The 16,838-nt window shown below is 64.5% G+C and carries 14 protein-coding genes and 1 pseudogene; 6 read left to right on the plus strand and 9 right to left on the minus strand.

The annotated features are described in order from the left end of the window. Together WA702_RS13700 and asd are read right to left on the minus strand one after the other, a co-directional pair. A partial coding sequence (locus tag WA702_RS13700) for an NUDIX domain-containing protein (RefSeq protein ID WP_425111066.1) occupies positions 1–1,263 on the minus strand: 1,263 nt, incomplete at its 3' end. Between the two features lie 106 nt (positions 1,264–1,369). Next, positions 1,370–2,239, minus strand: coding sequence for an archaetidylserine decarboxylase (gene asd / locus WA702_RS13705; protein ID WP_425111067.1), 870 nt, complete (start codon positions 2,237–2,239; stop codon positions 1,370–1,372). Positions 2,240–2,274: 35 nt separating this feature from the next. Between asd and WA702_RS13710 the strand changes: the two genes are divergently transcribed. Next, on the plus strand, positions 2,275–3,945 hold the full coding sequence (locus WA702_RS13710) for an aminotransferase class III-fold pyridoxal phosphate-dependent enzyme (RefSeq protein ID WP_425111068.1): 1,671 nt from the start codon (positions 2,275–2,277) through the stop codon (positions 3,943–3,945). 468 nt (positions 3,946–4,413) lie between these two features. Here WA702_RS13710 and WA702_RS13715 read toward each other — a convergent pair whose 3' ends face one another. The 3 genes from WA702_RS13715 to WA702_RS13725 all read right to left on the minus strand — a co-directional run bounded on the left by WA702_RS13715 (position 4,414) and on the right by WA702_RS13725 (position 7,003). After that, complete coding sequence (locus WA702_RS13715) at positions 4,414–5,049, minus strand: hypothetical protein (RefSeq protein ID WP_425111069.1); 636 nt, start codon at positions 5,047–5,049, stop codon at positions 4,414–4,416. A gap of 160 nt (positions 5,050–5,209) precedes the next feature. Beyond that, complete coding sequence (locus tag WA702_RS13720) at positions 5,210–5,899, minus strand: class I SAM-dependent methyltransferase (RefSeq protein WP_425111070.1); 690 nt, start codon at positions 5,897–5,899, stop codon at positions 5,210–5,212. A 48-nt stretch (positions 5,900–5,947) separates the two neighbouring features. After that, positions 5,948–7,003 carry a glycosyltransferase family 4 protein gene (locus WA702_RS13725; protein ID WP_425111071.1) on the minus strand — a complete coding sequence of 352 codons (1,056 nt, stop codon included), beginning with the start codon at positions 7,001–7,003 and terminating at the stop codon, positions 5,948–5,950. Between the two features lie 330 nt (positions 7,004–7,333). Here WA702_RS13725 and WA702_RS13730 point away from each other — a divergent pair, with 330 nt between their 5' ends. The 3 genes from WA702_RS13730 to WA702_RS13740 all read left to right on the plus strand — a co-directional run bounded on the left by WA702_RS13730 (position 7,334) and on the right by WA702_RS13740 (position 11,491). Further along, a complete protein-coding gene (locus WA702_RS13730) occupies positions 7,334–8,044 on the plus strand; it encodes a L,D-transpeptidase (RefSeq protein WP_425111072.1) in 711 nt (236 codons plus the stop codon). 419 nt (positions 8,045–8,463) lie between these two features. Continuing rightward, positions 8,464–10,092 (plus strand): DUF4403 family protein, encoded by a 1,629-nt coding sequence (locus WA702_RS13735; RefSeq protein ID WP_425111073.1) that lies wholly within the window; start codon positions 8,464–8,466, stop codon positions 10,090–10,092. Positions 10,093–10,279: 187 nt separating this feature from the next. Next, positions 10,280–11,491 carry an ABC transporter substrate-binding protein gene (locus WA702_RS13740; RefSeq protein ID WP_425111074.1) on the plus strand — a complete coding sequence of 404 codons (1,212 nt, stop codon included), beginning with the start codon at positions 10,280–10,282 and terminating at the stop codon, positions 11,489–11,491. Positions 11,492–11,543: 52 nt separating this feature from the next. On the opposite strand, the gene WA702_RS13745 is transcribed toward WA702_RS13740, so the two are convergent. Next, the gene (locus WA702_RS13745; protein ID WP_425111075.1) at positions 11,544–12,749 is read right to left on the minus strand and encodes an ATP-grasp domain-containing protein; all 1,206 of its coding nucleotides are present in this window, start codon (positions 12,747–12,749) and stop codon (positions 11,544–11,546) included. A 343-nt stretch (positions 12,750–13,092) separates the two neighbouring features. On the opposite strand from WA702_RS13745, the gene WA702_RS13750 reads away from it, so the two are divergent. Beyond that, positions 13,093–13,833, plus strand: coding sequence for a response regulator (locus WA702_RS13750; protein WP_425111076.1), 741 nt, complete (start codon positions 13,093–13,095; stop codon positions 13,831–13,833). Positions 13,834–13,849: 16 nt separating this feature from the next. After that, positions 13,850–15,178 carry an ATP-binding protein gene (locus WA702_RS13755; protein WP_425111077.1) on the plus strand — a complete coding sequence of 443 codons (1,329 nt, stop codon included), beginning with the start codon at positions 13,850–13,852 and terminating at the stop codon, positions 15,176–15,178. Positions 15,179–15,261: 83 nt separating this feature from the next. On the opposite strand, the gene WA702_RS13760 is transcribed toward WA702_RS13755, so the two are convergent. The 3 genes and pseudogenes from WA702_RS13760 to WA702_RS13770 form a co-directional block, all read right to left on the minus strand. Beyond that, the gene (locus WA702_RS13760) at positions 15,262–15,819 is read right to left on the minus strand and encodes a PRC-barrel domain-containing protein (RefSeq protein ID WP_425111078.1); all 558 of its coding nucleotides are present in this window, start codon (positions 15,817–15,819) and stop codon (positions 15,262–15,264) included. 128 nt (positions 15,820–15,947) lie between these two features. Continuing rightward, entirely contained in the window at positions 15,948–16,169 is a 222-nt protein-coding gene (locus tag WA702_RS13765) for a hypothetical protein (RefSeq protein WP_425111079.1), read from the minus strand. Between the two features lie 181 nt (positions 16,170–16,350). After that, positions 16,351–16,838, minus strand: a pseudogene (locus tag WA702_RS13770) (hypothetical protein); the annotation flags it as partial.

The raw sequence follows: 16,838 nt of genomic DNA on the forward strand, positions 1-16,838 counted from the left end.
CTTCTGCGCCAGCGTTTGCCGCGGCGGCTCCGTGGGACCGGCATCGTCGCCGGCGGCGTGCGCGGCGACCGGGTCGCGCGGCTCCGGAGTGGACGCTTCGGACGCCGTGAGTTCCGGCGCCTCATCCGCTTCCGTTGCGCCGTTCTGCGGCGCCTTATCCTGCTCCTGGTCGATCGCGATCCGCGACACCGCTTCCGTGGTCATCGACTTGATCTTCGCGGCCACGGCCTGCACGCGCTCGACATCGCTATGATCGGCCGGAAGAACCTCCTCAGGTAATTCCTCCGCAGCTGGCTCTCGCTCCGGCTGCACGGGCTCTGTCACGTCGGAAGCTATCCCCGCAGAAGACGCAGCAACGGCCTCCTCCGGCGTATCAACATCACCATCCGTCCGCGCGTCAGCGGTGTCGTGCTCCGGTGCCTTCTCGGACGACGCAGGCGTCAGATCCATTTGAGACGGCTCGACCGTCTCTGCAACGACAGGCGCGTGCTCCACAGGAGTAGCCTCGACCGGCGCCGGCGCCGCGGGTGTCGTCTCGACAGGCACCTCCATTGGCTCCGGTACGGCCACTGTCTCCTTCGGCTCCGACGCACGGCTGCGGCGTGTGCGTGTCGCGACCGGCTTGGCAGCCACAGCTTCCTTCGCCGGCTTCGACGCCACCGTTTCCTTCGCCGCTTCCTTGACGCCCGGCTCCTTCGGGATCAGCTTGCCCGCGGCTGCCGCTCTGGCTGCCGCCGCCCTAATCGACGGCGCAGGCGCGAACTTCTCCGCTGCCGCCGGCTTGCTTGCGGCTGACGGCTTCGCCGCCGGCACCGCCTTCTCCTCCTCCGCAGCCTTGGCCTTGGTGCGGCGGATCAGTCCGGCAAGCGCATACGGCCCGACCGTCTCCAGAAACGCCTTCTCATGGCTGCGCGACAGCCGCTCCACCGCTTCATCCAGCGGCAGCCAGTCGACGGCCCTGACGTCGTCCATCAGCGGATGCGTCTGCTCGCCGCTCGCCTCCATCCGCCAGTAGTGCACGATCTTGGAGCGGGTGCCGGTATCGAGCACCAACGTGCCCAGGAACTCATGCACCGTCACGTTGTGCCCGGTCTCCTCCAGCACCTCCCGCTTGGCGGCGTCGCGCGGCGTCTCGCCGTCGTCGAGCTTGCCCTTCGGCAGCACCCATTCGTCGCGCTTGCGCAGACGCACCACGGCAATCCGCGGCGGTTGCTCCCGCCGCAGCACGATTCCACCTGCCGCCATGAGCTGCTCTCTGGCCATCGCGTCTCCCGCATCCCCGCGCCGCAATCAAGAATTGATTCGCGGGATATAGCGATGCGACGCGGCGAAATCGAGATTTCGCCGATCTATCGCCGCAGATTAAGGTTCAGCCGACGCGCTTGCGCCACAGTTCCTCGCCGGCGCGGATGCGCGCGCCCTCGATAACGTTGTCACAGAACTCGAAATCGGCTGGCGCCAGCATGATGATGGTCGAGCCGTGCTCGAACCAGCCGAGTTCCTCGCCCTTCCGCGCGCTTGCTGAACAGGGGAACACCAGCGGCCGCTCGGTCTGCGCGTTCAGCACGCGATCCAGCGCATGCAGCCGCACGCTCGCGACCAGGATCGCGGCGACCGGGACGATGGTGAACTTCTCGCCGCTCGCGAGATGAGTGCGAATCACGGCGCGCTCGTTCTTGCAGAACAGCCGCTCGACCCGCTTCAGCGCGATCGGATTGACGTTCCAGGTATCGCCATGGATGAGGCTGACCTGCTCCATCGTCAGATCCGCCGGCGCGTGGAAGCGGTGATACATGCTTGATGTCAGTCGCAAGGTGACGAAGCGCCCGTTGCGATGGGTCTCGACTACGGCGGGATCGGCGACGAGATCGCGCAGCGAATAGGGCGCGCCCTTGATCTGGTAGAGCTCGCCATCCTGGATGGTGCCGTGCGCGCCGATGATGCCGTCCGACGGGCTCGCCACGATGGCCGGATCGGAATCGAAGGGGCGCAGGCCCGGCCTCAGCTCGCGCGTGAAGCAGTCGTGCAGGCTCTTGAAGTGCGTCTCCTTGGCCTCAGACAAGTCGAGGTCCGAGAACAGCTTCCAGCAGCCGATCGAGAGGTCCCGGATCAGCGAGTTCTCGATCTTGCTGAACCAGCCCATGAAGCGGGTTATGGCCGCGCGCGGAATCCGGTTGGTGAGCAGGAAGTTAAGGTCTTCCTGTTGGGTCAGGGAGGCGATCAGGGTTTTGACTGTCATGATTTTGTCAGCAGGAGTGATTAGCGCTTGTGGACATGATGGATAGCTCGATTCCGTATCTCTCGCTGGCCGCCGGCGCAGTCGCCGTCACGGCCGCCGTCGCCCCGAAGGTCAAGGCCCGCATCGAACTGTCGCGCGCCAAGCACCGTTCGCTGGCCGGCCATTCCAAGATGTCCCGCCGGATCTCGAAGCTGATCCCGCGCTATGAGTTCGACATCAAGGAGTTCTTCCGTTCCGACGGCGCGCCGGCCGACATCGCGACCAGGCGGCAGGACGGCTTCTTCCGCCTGTCCGCGCTCTATCAGGACCGCTTCGCCAAGAGCCGCGCGGCCACGGCCGAGGCAGCAGCCGGTATCTCCGACCTGCAGTTCACGCAAGCCTATCGGGTGCCGTTTCAGTACAGCCGGCTGGTCAAGGACCATCTCGGCGCCGGCTCCTTCATGCAGGCCTCGTCGGGCGTGACGCTCACCGACATCGACGGCAACACCTTCTATGACCTGGCCGGCTCCTACGGCGTCAACATCTTCGGCTACGATTTCTACAAGGATTGCATCGCCGGCGCCGACAAACGGGCGCAGACGCTGGGCCCCGTGCTCGGCTTCTATCATCCGGTCGTCGCCGACAATGTGAAACGCCTGACCGAGCTCTCCGGCATGGACGAGGTCTCGTTCCATATGTCCGGCACCGAGGCGGTGATGCAGGCGGTGCGGCTCGCCCGCTACCACACCGGCCAGACCCATCTGGTGCGCTTCGCCGGCAGCTATCACGGCTGGTGGGGCGACGTGCAGCCGGGCGCGGGCAATCCGATCGCTCCGCATGAAACCTACACGCTGGCCGAGATGTCGGAGCGCACGCTGCATGTGCTGAAGACGCGGCGCGATATTGCCTGCGTGCTGATCAACCCGCTGCAGGCACTGCATCCGAACAGCAACGCGCCCGGCGATTCCACGCTGGTCGACTCCTCCCGACAGGGCAAATACGACCGCGCCGCCTATACGGAATGGCTCAAGAAGCTGCGCGAGGTCTGCACCGAGCGCGGCATCGTGTTGCTGTTCGACGAGGTGTTTTTGGGCTTCCGGCTCGCGCCCGGCGGCGCGCAGGAGTACTTTGGCGTCAAGGCCGACATCGTCACCTACGGCAAGAGCCTCGGCGGCGGGCTGCCGATCGGCGTAGTCTGCGGCAAGTCCAGGTTCATGCGCCGCTTCCGCGACGAGAAGCCGGCCGACATCTGCTTCGCCCGCGGCACCTTCAACTCGCACCCCTATGTGATGACGGCGATGGACGAGTTCCTGAGCCGGCTCAAGAGCCCAAATTTTTCGGCGATCTACAACGGCCTCGACGAAACCTGGAACGGCCGCGCCAGGCAGCTCAACGACGCGCTCGCAGCCAAGGAGTTGCCGGTTCACGTGTCGAACCTGCAGTCGATCTGGATGGTCGAATACACCACGCCGTCGCGCTACAACTGGATGCTGCAATATTACCTGCGCGCCGAGGGGCTGGCCCTGAGCTGGGTCGGCACCGGCCGCTTCATCTTCAGCCTGAACTACACCGACGCCGATTTTGCCGAAGTCTCCAAGCGCTTCGTCGCGGCGGCCGAGAAGATGAAGCAGGACGCATGGTGGTGGAACGACGGCTCGATCACCAACAAGGCGATCAAGCGGAAGATCCTCAAAGAGATGCTCGGCCACGCTTTCGGGCGGACTTGAGGCTCGTTCTGTAGGCATGCTCTCCGCCGTCATCGTCCGCGAAGGCGGACGATCCAGTATCCGGAGACGTCCGTGATCAACTGAGACAGCACGGCGTACTGGATCCCCCGCATGCGCGGGGGATGACAACGGAGAATGAGGCACTACTTTAGCTTTCATCTTCGCCCATATGACGGGCTCGTCCCGGCCGCTTCTTTTTGCGGGCACGTTTCCGGTGACGATGAATGCGCCCTCTCCCCTTGCGGGAGAGGGCTCCGCTAACGTCAGCGTCAAACTCGCTCGGTTCTGCATCCGCGGAGACAAACCCCTCACCCGGCTCGCCGCCGCATCCGCGCCGGCGATGCACCCTCTCCCACAAGGGGAGAGGGTGCACTGCCCGCATCGCAAGAACTCGGCTCGAACTCACAACATCTAAAAGCAAATGCCCGGGACCGGCCCGGGCATTGCTTATTTCAGACCTTCGAACGCTCAGGCGTGGCGCTCTTCGAGGCCGTGCTCGTCGAACAGATGCAGGCCGGGATCGATCAGTTCGCCGCGCAGCAGCGCTAGCGGCGCGCTGCGGTATTGCATGAAGTCGTTGAACGGGTCGGTGATGATCTTGGTCATCCAGACCAGGCCGGTCTCGACATCGCGGATGAAGAACAGATGCACGGTGCGGAACAAGAGGCCACCGATGCCAATGATGAGCCAGAGCTTGGCGACGCCGCGCAGGAACTCCATCGGCGTCACCCAGGGCGTCATCAGGCCGAAGAAGCCCGGCTCGGCGTAGAGCACCAGCGGGGCCACCGCCCAGATCGACATCAGCACGACCTTGCGCTGCAGATTGTAGCCGACCTTGATCTCTTCCTTGTGCTCGTGGGTGGCGTGGTTGACGTGGTCGTAGCCCTTGGGTTCGAAGAAGAAGTGGCCAGCCTGGCGCGAGGTCATCGAGACCAGCCAGCCGATCAGCGCCGACATCAAGGGATCGACGTACAGCATCACGTAGGCGATCATGAAGCTGATCGCGCTGACGAAGTGCAGGCTCTGATTGATGCGGCTGTGGTGGTAGTAGCGATGGTCATCCCAGCGCTGGATGCGCAGCTGCTCCAGGTAGTTCTTGATCATTGCCTGCTCCAGGGAATGCGTTGCAAGTCGTTTACGGGGATTCGATGTAAGTGATGTGACATCATCATGATGTCACATCACCGGACGCAGAAACACGGGATATCAGCGGATGTTTTGACAACGCCTCCCCCACCCGCACTGGCGGGGGAGGCTGTCTGCATCAGGCGACGGCAGCGAGCTCGATTTTGCGGAATCGCACCAGCGAGAAATGGCCGAGCGGCGGGATCAGGCGGCGCTCGGCGAGTTCCATGTCCTTCGCGCCGGCAAGCCACTTCATGTAGCGCGACCAGGCGAATTCGGCGGTGCGGAAGCCGAGCCGGCGCACCACGGGCTGCAGCGCCTGCTCGATGATTCGGCGCATGCCTTCGTCGGCGCTGACGCGGGTCAGGATGATCAGCTCGCCGCCCGGGCGCAGCACGCGGGCGAACTCGTCGAGCGCGACCTCCGGGTTTGGCACCGCGGTGACGACATATTGCGCCATCACGACGTCGAAGGAGTTGTCAGCGAATTCGAGCTTCTCGGCGTCCATCACCGCGAGCCCCTCGATATTCTTCAGCCGCTGCTCGGCGACGCGGCGCTTGGCCTTGGCGAGCATCGCCTCGGAGATGTCGGTGCCGAACACATGCACATTCGGTGCATAGAGCGGCAGCGAGATGCCGGTGCCGACACCGACCTCGAGCACGCGGCCGCCCATCTTGTTGGTCGCTGTGATTGCGGCCTGGCGGCCCTTTTCGAACACGCCGCCGAACACGAGATCGTAGATCGGAGCCCAGCGGTCATAAGCCTGCTCGACCGACTGGCGGTCGAAGTCCAGCTCCCTTGCACCGTCAAGCTTCATGGTTTCTGCCATCGTCACATCTCACTGCTTTGGAATGGGTCGGAGAACGCAAAGTTGCTGTCAGCCACGCACCGGGCTCCGCCTTGCCACCACCCGGGCCGCACGCGGCGCCCGGCTCGGCTGCAGCACCGACAGATTGCCGATGAACTGCCGTGCGCTATTCTCCCAAGAGCGGTCGAGCGCGAAATTGCGGCAGGCCGTGCGCGACATCGTCAGCGCGCGCAGGCAAGCCGCGCGCAAATCGTGGTCGATCGCGCCGATCGGATTGTCCGCGATCACGTCGAGCGGGCCGGTCACCGGGAACGCCGCCACCGGCGTGCCGCAAGCGAGCGATTCGAGCTGCACGACGCCGAAAGTATCGGTGAGACTCGGGAACACGAACACGTCGGCGGCTGCCATGTGCGCGGTCAGGTCCGCGCCCGTCTTCTCGCCGAGGAAATGCGCGTCGGGGAAGCGCTTCTCGAGCTCCGCCTTTTGCGGGCCGTTGCCGACCACGACCTTGGAGCCAGGCAGATCGAGCGACAGGAAGGCGTCGAGATTTTTCTCGACCGCGACGCGGCCGACCGTGAGGAAGATCGGTCGCGGCAGGTCGAGCGTTGCCGGCTGGTCCGGATTGAACAGCTTGGTATCGACGCCGCGGGTCCAGAAGCCGAGCCGCTTGAAGCCGCGCTGGCTCAGCTCCTGCTTCAGCGAGTTGGTGGCGACCATGGTCATCGCAGCCGCATCATGGAAGCGGCGCATTACCCAATAGCCGACCGCGTCCGGAATGCCGGTGCGGACCGAGACGTATTCGGGAAAGCGCGTGGTGTAGGAGGTGGTGAAGGCGAGCCCGTGGCGCAGGCAGTAGCGCCGCACGGCCCAGCCGATGGTGCCCTCGGTCGCAATGTGGATCGCATCCGGCGCGGCCTCTTCGATCCGCCGCGCGATCTCGCGCTGCCTGGTGATCGCGAGCCGCAGCCCGGGATAGGTCGGCACCTGGAACGAGGGAAAACCCTCCGGCGTCAGGAAGGTGATCTCGGTTCCGAGCGTAGCTGCCGCGCGCGCCAGCGAGGTCAGCGTGCGGACGACGCCATTCACCTGCGGGTGCCAGGCATCGGTCGCGATCAATATCCGCATGGTCGATTCCGGATGTTTGCTACGATTCTCTGACCGGCAAAATCCGACAATGATGTATCAAACGTGTGACGTCATCGAACTGTCGAGGATTCTTTTTGGTTCTTAATGCCGCGCCTGAACGGTGCAAAGCGGATCGGCTGTCGCGAAATCGTCATGAAACAAACCTTAAGCGCATGAAATCATTTTCTGGGATCGGCGCAAACGCCGCGAAACGTTTGTCCGTTAGTTGTCTGGCCCATAGGGCGCGATCAGCACGCCAAAATGATATCCAGGATCGACGCGGCCAGACAAGGCCCGCGATCCCGAAGGGCTCAGACAGGGGGACCACCAATGCTCCAGCGCGACGCATCCCGTTTGCATTTTGGCCATTCCATCCTCATCGCAGCACTCGCGCTTGGCGCGATTGCATTCGCGGCGCCGGCGACAGCCGCGCCGCCGGCGCTGCCGTTCCCGTTCCTGCTGCCGCTGCCCTCCTATCAGCCCGACCAGGCGCTGTCCTATCAGCCGGCCGAGCCGCAGGTCGTGGCGCCGGAGGACGAGAGCTCGGGCTATGAACTACCGGCCAGGCTGCGGCGTCAGGTCGTGAACTACGCCTCGCACGAGCCGCCCGGCACCGTCATCATCGATACGCCGCACACCTACCTCTACTACATCCTCGGCGGCGGCCAGGCGCTGCGCTACGGCATCGGCGTCGGCCGCGACGGCTTCACCTGGTCCGGCACGCAATCCGTGACCAAGAAGGCTGAATGGCCGGATTGGACGCCGCCGCCGGAGATGATCGCGCGCCAACCCTATCTGCCGCGCCACATGGCCGGCGGCCCCGGCAATCCGCTCGGGGCGCGGGCGATGTATCTCGGCGGCACCGTCTATCGCATCCACGGCACCAACGCGCCGGAGACGATCGGCACGCATGTCTCGTCGGGCTGCATCCGCCTTACCAATGCGGATGTGACCGATCTCTATTCACGGGTGAACGTCGGCGCCAAGGTGGTCGTGCTGCCGATGGAACGCCGCGCCGACCTCGGCAGCGTGACGCGGTGAGACAATAGAGTTGTTTACTGGGTATCGCGCAGACGACAGCGCGCTCCCTCTCCCCGTCCTCCACGGGGAGAGGGCTGGGCAGACGCCCGATTGATCTTGGCCGTTAGACCTGTACCCCATCACCCGGATTGCATCTGGCGACGCAATCCGACCTCTCCCCGCAGGCGGGGCGAGGTTACACCGAGTTCGTGGCAGCACTCTCGCTGACAAGATCGGATTATTTCCTTCCGGTCGTGCCTTGTTGCCCAACATTTTCCCAGTCCCCTCGTCCATCACGCCTCGCTCACCACTGCTTGACCGCCCCGGCGATTCCTGCCGCTCTGGCGCCGGCTTCTTCTGCCCTGTAAACTCGCTCCCTTGGACCGCTCCCTGGGCGGCTCTTGGACCATCGCCCCACAGGCAGGAGTTTTTGAATCCGCATGAAGCCTCCGTCGCCGCGTCTGGACTGGCAGGACAGGCCGCATCCGCTCGCGCCCAAATCGCAAGGCCCATCCCATGGTCCGGGGCGGCTCAAGCTCCTCCTGATTGCAGGGACCGCGGTCGCGGCGATCGTCCTCGTCGGCATCATCGCGGCAGAGATCTTCTGGCCGGCCGACCATGTTCCGACACCGAAGATCGCGGATGTCCGGCCGCTGCCGCCGGTGACACGCAGCTCCATCGTCATGGCGCCGGTGTCGATCAGCCTGAGCGCGATCCGCGACGCGGCCGAGCACGCGACCCCGCGCAGCTTCGCCGGCAAGGCCGACAATCCGGTGGCACAGGTGCTGCAGAACGCCGATATCGGCTGGACGGCCTCGCGCGGTGCGATCGCCGCGACCGGCGCGCAGGATACGCTGTCGCTGGCCGCGCCGCTGTCCGGCAAGCTCAACGTCACCGGCACGCTGTCGGCGAAGGTTACCGGCGCAGTCGGTGACGCCATCAGCAACCTGCTCGGCGCTAACGCGGCCAAGCAGATCGGCGGCATCAACATCAAGAACATCAACGCCAACGCCGAAATCAAGGGCAACGTCGTGATCACGATGCAGCCGCGCTTTGCGGCGAACTGGCACGTCGAGCCCAACTTCGCCGCCCAGGTCAATCTCGGCGACAGCACGATGACGGTCGCCGGTGCGCGCCTCAATGTCCCGGCCCAGGTCAAGCCAGTGATCGACAAGACCGTCAACGACCAGATGAACGCGCTCAGTGAGCGGCTCCGCAACGACCCGACCTTGATGCGCGGCGCGCAGGCACAATGGGCGCGCGCCTGCCGGTCGGTACCGCTACAGGGCCCGGGCATGCCCGCGGTCTGGCTCGAGGTCAAGCCGACCCGCGCGCTGGCGGCGCAACCGACCGTCGATGCCAATGCCGTGACGGCCACGATCGGCATCGAGGCGGAGACGCGCGTCACCCCGGCCGAGACCAAGCCCGACTGTCCGTTCCCGGACAAGATCACGGTGATCCCGCCGACCACGGGCGGCATCAATGTCGCGGTCCCGATCGACGTACCGTTCACCGAACTCAACAAGCTGGTCGACAGCCAGCTCAAGGGACGCACGTTCCCCGAGGACGGCTCGGGGCCTGTTGCCGTCACCGTCAACCACGCGACCGTGACGCCGTCCGGCGACCGGCTGCTGATCTCGCTTCAGGTCCGCGCCAAGGAGAAGGAAAGCTTTCTCGGTCTCGGCGCCGAGGCGACGTTGCACATCTGGGGCCGGCCGCTGGTCGATCAGGCCCAGCAGACTCTGCAGCTCACGGACCTGCAGCTTGCGGTCGAATCGAACGCCGCCTTCGGGCTGCTCGGCGCCGCCGCGCGCGCGGTGGTGCCGCATCTGGAGCACGCACTTCTGGAAAAATCGGTGATCGACCTGAAGCCGTTTGCGGACAATGTGCGCGCGAAGATCGCCACCGCGATGTCCGAATTCCAGCGCAACGACAGCGGCGTGCGCATCGCGACCGACGTCTCCAGCCTGACGCTGACCGAGATCGCCTTCGATAGCAAGGTGCTGCGCGTGATCGCCTCGGCCGAGGGCACGATGAACGTCTCCGTCAGCGCACTACCGGGGCTCTGAGACCCCGCCGCAGCGGCGACCACGCACCGGAGCACCGCCGGTCACAGCCCGCCGAGCCGCCTGCCCGCATCTTAACCATGCGGGCAGCACAGCGTCCGCGTTAGGCTTTGCATCGACGGTTAAGGCCCGCTACAAATTCGGCGCTCTATCAATCAAAGATCAAAAAGAGCCAGACAGGGAGAGAGATATGAAGTTTACGGCCAGCGCCGCGGCGCTTGCGATCGCGACACTCTGCGGAGCCGCCCACGCACAGACCATTTCCGACGACGTCGTGAAGATCGGCGTGCTCACCGACATGTCGAGCCTCTATGCGGACGCCACCGGCAAGGGCTCGGTCGCCGCGGTGCAGATGGCGGTCGAGGACTACGGCGGCAAGGTCAAGGGCAAGCCAGTCGAAGTGGTCACTGCGGATCATCAGAACAAGCCCGACGTCGGCGTCTCCATCGCGCGCAACTGGTATGACAACGAGAAGGTCGACGCGATCCTCGACGTACCGACTTCCTCGGTCGCGCTGCCGGTCTCGGCGCTGACGCGCGAGAAGAACAAGATCAACATCAATTCCGGCGGCGGCTCCTCCGACATCACCGGCCCGCAATGCTCGCCGAACACGGTGCACTGGACCTACGACACCTACGCGCTGTCTAACGTCGCCGGCAAGGCGATGGTGAAGCGCGGCGAGGATACCTGGTTCTTCATCACCGCCGACTATGCCTTCGGCCAGGCGCTGGAGCGCGATGCCGCCAACGTGGTGAAGGAGAACGGCGGCAAGGTGCTCGGCGCCGTCCGCCATCCGCTGAACAATTCCGACTTCTCCTCCTTCCTGCTGCAGGCGCAAGCCTCGAAGGCCAAGGTCGTGGCGCTTGCCGATGCCGGCGGCGACACCACCACTGCACTGAAGCAGGCGGCCGAGTTCGGCATTACCCAGGGCGGCCAGAAGATGATCGCGCTGCTGATGGAGATCACCGACGTGCATGCGCTGGGCATCAATGCAACCCAGGGCCTTATCGTCACCGATGCCTTCTACTGGGACATGAATGATGAGACCCGCGCGTTCTCGAAGAAGTTCTACGATCGCGTCGGACACATGCCGACCATGATCCAGGCCGGCCTCTATTCGGGGACCATGCACTATCTGAAGGCCATCGAGGCGATCGGCACCGACGACGCGCCGAAGGTGATGGCGCAGATGCGTGCGACTCCGGTCAACGATTTCTTCGCCAAGAACGGCAAGATCCGCATCGACGGCCGCATGGTGCATGACATGTATTTGTTCGAGGTCAAGAAGCCCTCCGAGTCGAAGGGCGAGTGGGACCTCTACAAGCTGATCGCCACCGTGCCGGGCGACGAGGCGTTCCGCCCGCTCGACAAGGGCGGCTGCCCGTTGGTCAAGTCGAATTAAGCCGACACGTCTTCTCCTCTCCCCTCGCAAACGTGGGGAGAGGAGCTTGCGATCATGACTCCGCCGCCGCCAGAATCTCGCTCCACGCCTTGGGCGTCACCGCATAGGGCCCGACCGCATCGGCGTGAAACTTCCGCCACAGCGACGGGCTGATCGACAGCGCGACGAGCGCAACGGCGACCGGCACCGCCGCGACGGGATCGCCCGTGATCGGCGTCAACTCCTCGACCGAGCCGGCAAAATCACGCCGCGCACAAATGGCATCGCGCGCCTCACGCCACACGCCAGCCCGCGTTCCCAAATGCTCGGCGGCTCCGAGGATCGCGAGTAAGGTCTGCCGCGTCCGCACACCCGCAACGCCCGGCGGTCGCGGCTCGGCCGGCGAGACGCCTGCGGCTTCCAGCATCGCCGCAACGAGATCGACGCCGGCCGCATGAGCATTCGCGGGCTCGACCAGCCGGGGATTGACGTCGATGATGACGGGCCCGCTGTCCGTCATGATGACGTCCACCGACAATCCGCCATGCCAGTCGAGCGCCGCGACCAGCCGGGCGAGCACGCCGGCGAACCCTGGCAGCACAATGCTCTCTTTGAGAGATGCCCCGCCGCCGATGCCTTCCCGCACCCGCAGGCAGGCATGATGGGCGACAAGCCGTCCTTTGTTCGCAACCGCCTGCACCATCGCGAGCGGGCCGGTGGCCTGGCTCTGCACGATCAGCTCGGACGAGCCGAGGCCGAATGCGCGCCCTGCCGCCTCAAGCTCCTGCGGGTTCGTGGCGCGACGAACGCCTGAACTCGCCGTGCTGATAGGGCGTTTGACGAAGACCGGATAGGTCTCGATGTCAGACAGATCGTCCATGGTCGAGACCACGACGGTCTGCGGTTGCGGCGCGCCCACGTCGGTCAGGGTACGCAACGCCGCGATCTTGTCCTGTACGCGCGCAAGGCTCGCGAACGGCGGCACGATGCTCGCAACGCGCAGATGTTGCCGACGCGCCGACAGCACGGTCACCTGCTCCTGCGTCGGAAACAGCAGATCGGCTTTCCGCTGGTCTGCTATGTGCTCGGCGGCCGCGAGCCAGCCGAACGGATCAAGCCCGAAACGCGGAACGTCATGCACCGCCTTGACGTGCCGCGTGAAGCGCGTCAGGCAGAGTTTCGACGACGAGAGAATCTCGACCTCGTTCCCTAGCGAACCGAGCCGCCCTGCAACCTGACGCGACGTGAGCCCGGACCCTTCGGAGAGCAAGATACGCATGGAGAATTTCCGGTGGTGATGGTGCAAGACTTGTAGCGGGACTCGTAGGATGGGTTGGGCGCAGCGATACCCATCCTACGACTGGCAGCCTCAGGCCGGCGCAGGGAGCATATCGAGCCAATCAGGCAAGGCGGTATTTTTCCGGGGCGCGATATCCGCCGGCAAAATCATTATCCTGCCCGGCCATTAACGTGTCGGCGAGAAACCTCTCCGATAGGGTTGACGGAACCGGCGCAACCTTGTCAGCAGGCATTTGACGTAGTCGGAGCCGCTATCGGCGCCGGAAACAAACCGTAACAAAATTTATCACCAGTCTGCCGCGATTTGAGGTCAAAACAGCAGCATGGTCCAGACATCTCCCCACATCCTCGTCGTCGAGGACGATAGCGAGACGCGAACGCTGATCGCGAAATATCTCCGCAACAATGCCTGCAACGTCACCACCGCGACCGACGGCCGCGAGATGACGAAGATCATGGGCGACCATCGCGTCGACCTCCTGATCCTCGATGTGATGCTGCCCGGCGAGGACGGGCTGACGCTGTGCCGCAAGCTACGCGCCGAATCGCAGGTGCCGATCATCATGCTCACCGCGCGCGGCGAGGACGTCGATCGCATCCTCGGGCTCGAGATGGGCGCCGACGACTATTTGCCGAAGCCGTTCAATCCGCGCGAGTTGCTCGCGCGCATCAATGCGGTGCTGCGCCGGCAGGCCGCAGCGATGACCGCGAGCGTGACGGAAGGCGCGAGCGCGCTGACCTTCCTCGGCTGGCGGATCGATTTCCGGCTGCGCGAGCTGCGCAACCCGCAGGGCGCGCGCGTCGCCATGACCAGCGCCGAGTTCGACCTGCTCCGCACCTTCTGCGAGCGGCCGGGCCGCGTGCTATCGCGCGACAGCCTGCTCGACCTGACCCAAGGGCGCAGCTCAGGCTCGTTCGAGCGTTCCATCGACGTGCTGGTCAGCCGCATCCGCCGCAAGATCGAGCCCGATCCGCAGGAGGCGACCCTGATCAAAACGGTGCGCTCCGGCGGTTACATGTTCACGCCCATGGTCGAGGTGGTGCCGGCGCCATCCAGCCATTGATCGCCAAAAGCGCGTCATGAAGCGGTTCGACATTCTCCACTTGAAAGGCATCCGTAGCCAGATCACCGCGCTGGTGGCCGCGTCGATCATCGCGCTGCACGTCATTGTCACCGCCGTATTCCTGCTCGAGCGCTCCGGGCCGCCGGAGTTCGAGAACGAGCCCGGACCAGCCGAGCTGTTTACGGCGGTCCAGATTCTGGCGCGCGCCCCGGTCCCGGAGCGGCCGCGACTGATGGCGGACATCGCGCGCGGCTTTCCGCAACTCGCTATCAAAGCGTATTCCGGCTCTCTTCCCGGCCCGCCCGAGCCGCAATCGCCGCACAGCATCATCCAGCGCCGCCTCGGTCCCTCTTACAGGGTGGCTCCGCTGCCGCCAGACGTAGAAGTCCACGGTGTCGTCATCAAGTTTCCCGACGGCACCATGATCTCGGCGAAAATGCCGGCGCATCACCATCAGCCGCCGTTCTGGGGCAATCCCTTGATCACGACGGTGACGTTTGCGGTGATCATCGTCACGCTGCTCGGGCTGTGGGCGGCGCGCGCGTTGACGGCGCCCCTGTCCACATTCGCAAAGGCGGCCGAGAGCTTCAGCCTCGACGGCGATGCATCCTCGCTGCCCGAGCGCGGGCCGGAAGAGATTCGCGCGCTGGCTCGCGCGCTGAACCGGATGCGCGAGCGGATCACCGGCCTGATCGACGATCGCACCAAGATGATCGCCGCGATCAGCCATGATCTGCGCACGCCGATCACGCGGATGCGGCTGCGTTGCGAGTTCGTCGAGGACGAGGTGCAGCGCAGCCGCATGCTCGCCGATCTCGACCAGATGCATACGATGCTGAGCTCGGTGCTGTCGTTCCTGCGCAACGGCCGCAAGCTCGAGCCGATGACGCTGGTCGATATTGCAAGCATTCTGGGGCTGGTCGCGGACCAGTTCACCGATATGGGCTACACGGTCAGCTATGTCGGCCCGGGGCACGCGATGGCGACGGTACGGCCGGACGATCTGCTGCGAACCGTCACCAATTTGGTCGAGAACGCCGTCAAGTTCGGCACCTCGGCGACGATACGGCTCAGTGTGCTCGCCGACGACATGACGATCGATGTCGAAGATGACGGGCCTGGCATCTCCGATGCCGACAAGGCGCTCGTGCTGGAACCGTTCGTGCGCGGCGATCAGGCCCGCAACATGGACGAGGCCACGGGCTTCGGCCTCGGTCTGTCGATCGCCAATGCGATCGTTGCCGCCCACAACGGCGCACTGTCGTTGCACGACCGGGTCCCGAAAGGACTGATCGCGCGCATCCGCCTGCCGTTGCTGCATGAGCCGCTGAAGGCTGCGGCGTGACCCGGATTTCAAACGAATCAGAGCACGCCCGGCGACGCCGGACGCGCTCTCCTTCAGTTCAGCCGAACGTCAGCTCGACTTGATTACTCCGAGTACTTGAACTCGGGCATCGCCTTCAACTCATCCTTGGTCGCGTTGAACATCGCGTGGTCCGGATACCAGGGATTCGGCTTCGAGCTGGCCGTCGACGAGGTCGTGGAGGACGTGGTCGCAGTCGAGCCCGTGGTGGTGGTCGAGGTCGGCGGCGCGGTACCGGCGGGGTGAGTGGTGCCGCTAGCAGGCGCATTCGACGCGCCGGTGTAGGCAACCGGCTGATCCGAGAACTTCACCTTGTCGAACGACACTGCGACCAGGTGCTCGCCCATGCCGAGGAAGCCGCCAACGCCGATCACGACGGCCTTGATCGTGCCGCTCTTGTCGGTGAGCATATCGTTGATCGAGCCGACATTCTCATTGGCTTCATTGTAGACTTTGAGACCAACCAGCTTCGAGGCGCGCCAGTCGCCCTGATAAGATGCAGCGGTGGTGTCGCCGGTCTTCGCCGCAGTGGTCGAGGTGGTCGTGGACGTCTCGGCAGCAAAGGCCGCCCCGGCGAGCAGAAGGGAACCGGCAAGGCCGGCCGCGATCGTTTTCATCACCATGTAAGTTCTCCTCATCAGCAAATGGTGACGAGAGAACGGCGAGGACCGGCCCCTGTTCCCCCGGGAACCGTCGATTTCAGATGTGCACCGCAAGGGGCTACATAAGGGCCGACATCATGGCGCGCAGATCAAGCCGCGAGCGCGTGACCACCATCGTCGTCAGGGAAGTAGGCGATCGCCTCGAACTGATAGTCACAGGCGTAGCAGTGCCAGAGATAGGCGGCGCGACCATCGCTCTGCTCGATCCATTCGGGAATCGGGATCGGCATACCGCATTGAGCGCAAGGATTATTCCGCGGCAGAGCCTGAAGGTGATCGACGGACTCGTAATGGGTCTTGGTCATGACCATGACAAACTCCCTCTCCGCAGGACGGTTGAATGAGAATGACATGAACGGATCGAAGCCCGTGCGAGGCCGATGAGTAAGGGTCGCTGTCCGATCCGAGCAGCCTCGATGCTAGCGCGGCAATTAAGTCTTTTGAACGACAATCAGAGCCGCGTGCGCCGCACATCGCGGCCGACCGCGTTAACTATTTGGCGATCGGGTTGACGACCGGCTCAATGCTATGCCGCGCGGCGGCTTTTCGCAGATGGATGGTGGCGATGTCGTCCGAATAGACTTTCTGCCAGCCATCCATGTGATCGAGCAGCTTGGTCGCCGCGCTTTGGGTGCGCAGGAAGGTCGCCTCGATGTCGTATTGGTCGAGCAGGCGGAACAGATTGTCCGGCTGCATCAGGCCGGACGCCGCGTTGTGGTCGACGAAGAATTTCTCGCCATACAGCTCGGTGCGGCCGTCGATGAACGGCGCGACATCAGAGGCGATCAGATAGCCGCCGAAATCATAGTCGTTAAGCACGCGCGTCAGATGGAGCTTCTTCAGTTCGGCCACTGCGGCCACTGGCATGCCACGCGTGCGCGGTGCGAACTGCAGGATCGAGGCCGACGCGACGGTGCCGATCGCCAGTGCGAACACGACGGCCGCCGCCGCGCGCCACGGCGCGGCAAGCATTCCCTGCC

The organism is Bradyrhizobium sp. (assembly GCF_049798375.1).
Classification (GTDB): domain Bacteria; phylum Pseudomonadota; class Alphaproteobacteria; order Rhizobiales; family Xanthobacteraceae; genus Bradyrhizobium.